The sequence below is a fragment of the Okeania sp. SIO2F4 genome, from assembly GCF_010672385.1.
Lineage (GTDB): Bacteria > Cyanobacteriota > Cyanobacteriia > Cyanobacteriales > Microcoleaceae > Trichodesmium.
Map to the genome: position 1 here is coordinate 1 of NZ_JAAHGT010000427.1, position 1,441 is coordinate 1,441.

Consider the following 1,441-nt stretch of genomic DNA (forward strand, 5'->3'; position numbering starts at 1 on the left):
TGATTTTTGGTGTGACTAGCTTAGAGTTAGGATAAATTTTCAAGAGGATTTGATAGGGGAAATGAAAATCTCCAAAGCGAGGAGCATCAAAATTCCTTTTTTTCCCGACCCAAACCCTGAAGAAAAACTCAGACGTTATAGTAATAACTCAGGACAGATAGAATTTTTTTTCCATCCTTTCCATCAAAGAGGTAGGCAATCAAAATCTCCGAAAAATTCTCGACAGATACTCAGACCTTATAGTAATAACTCAGGACAGATAGAATATTTTATCCATCCCTTCCATCAAAGAGGTAGGCAATCAAAATCTCCAAAATAGTCATCAGAAAAATTCCTTTTTTTCCCGACCCAAACCCTGAAGAAAAACTCAGACGTTATAGTAATAACTCAGGACAGATAGAATTTTTTCTGCATCCTTTCCATCAAAAAGGTAGGCAATGAAAATCTCCAAAGCGAGGAGCATCAAAATTCCTTTTTTTCCCGACCCAAACCCTGAAGAAAAACTCAGACGTTATAGTAATAACTCAGGACAGATAGAATTTTTTTCCATCCTTTCCATCAAAGAGATAGGCAATGAAAATCTCCGAAAAATTCTCGACAGATACTCAGACCTTATAGTAATAACTCAGGACAGATAGAATTTTTTTCCATCCTTTCCATCAAAGATGTAGGCAATGAAAATCTCCGAAAAATTCTCGACAGATACTCAGACCTTATAGTAATAACTCAGGACAGATAGAATTTTTTTCCATCCTTTCCATCAAAGATGTAGGCAATGAAAATCTCCGAAAAATTCTCGACAGATACTCAGACCTTATAGTAATAACTCAGGACAGATAGAATATTTTATCCATCCCTTCCATCAAAGAAGTAGCCAATGAAAATCTACAAAACGAGGAGCATCAAAATTACTTTTTTTTCCTAGAAAAATTCTCGACAGATACTCAGACGTTATAGTAATAACTCAGCACAGATAGAAGATTTTCTACATTCTTTCCATCAAAGAAGTAGCCAATGAAAATCTCCAAAGTAGTCATCAGAAAAATTCCTTTTTTTGCCGAACCAAAGCCTCAAGAAAAACTCAGACGTTATAGTAATAACTCAGCACAGCTCGAAGATTTTCTACATTCTTTCCATCAAAGAAGTAGCCAATGAAAATCTACAAAACGAGGAGCATCAAAATTACTTTTTTTTCCTAGAAAAATTCTCGACAGATACTCAGACGTTATAGTAATAACTCAGCACAGATAGAAGATTTTCTACATTCTTTCCATCAAAGAAGTAGCCAATGAAAATCTCCAAAGTAGTCATCAGAAAAATTCCTTTTTTTGCCGAACCAAAGCCTCAAGAAAAACTCAGACGTTATAGTAATAACTCAGCACAGCTCGAAGATTTTCTACATTCTTTCCATCAAAGAAGTAGCCAATGAAAATCTACAAAA

At 35.0% G+C, this 1,441-nt stretch carries 4 protein-coding genes; all 4 read left to right on the plus strand.

From position 1 onward, the window contains the following. Positions 1-61: 61 nt before the first annotated feature. The 4 genes from F6K22_RS23665 (at position 62) to F6K22_RS23680 (ending at position 1,429) form a co-directional block, all read left to right on the plus strand. Positions 62-319, plus strand: a complete 258-nt coding sequence (locus tag F6K22_RS23665) for a hypothetical protein (protein ID WP_293103525.1) — start codon at positions 62-64, stop codon at positions 317-319. 118 nt (positions 320-437) lie between these two features. Then, entirely contained in the window at positions 438-638 is a 201-nt protein-coding gene (locus tag F6K22_RS23670) for a hypothetical protein (protein ID WP_293103527.1), read from the plus strand. 376 nt (positions 639-1,014) lie between these two features. Next, positions 1,015-1,155 (plus strand): hypothetical protein, encoded by a 141-nt coding sequence (locus F6K22_RS23675; protein ID WP_293103530.1) that lies wholly within the window; start codon positions 1,015-1,017, stop codon positions 1,153-1,155. Positions 1,156-1,288: 133 nt separating this feature from the next. After that, entirely contained in the window at positions 1,289-1,429 is a 141-nt protein-coding gene (locus F6K22_RS23680; RefSeq protein WP_293103530.1) for a hypothetical protein, read from the plus strand. The last annotated feature ends 12 nt before the right edge of the window (positions 1,430-1,441 follow it).

Bases quoted from the DNA above. Each gene is read 5' to 3' on its own strand.
- F6K22_RS23680 (WP_293103530.1), top strand. From the start codon at position 1,289: ATGAAAATCTCCAAAGTAGTCATCAGAAAAATTCCTTTTTTTGCCGAA.
- F6K22_RS23675 (WP_293103530.1), top strand. From the start codon at position 1,015: ATGAAAATCTCCAAAGTAGTCATCAGAAAAATTCCTTTTTTTGCCGAA.
- F6K22_RS23665 (WP_293103525.1), top strand. From the start codon at position 62: ATGAAAATCTCCAAAGCGAGGAGCATCAAAATTCCTTTTTTTCCCGAC.
- F6K22_RS23670 (WP_293103527.1), top strand. From the start codon at position 438: ATGAAAATCTCCAAAGCGAGGAGCATCAAAATTCCTTTTTTTCCCGAC.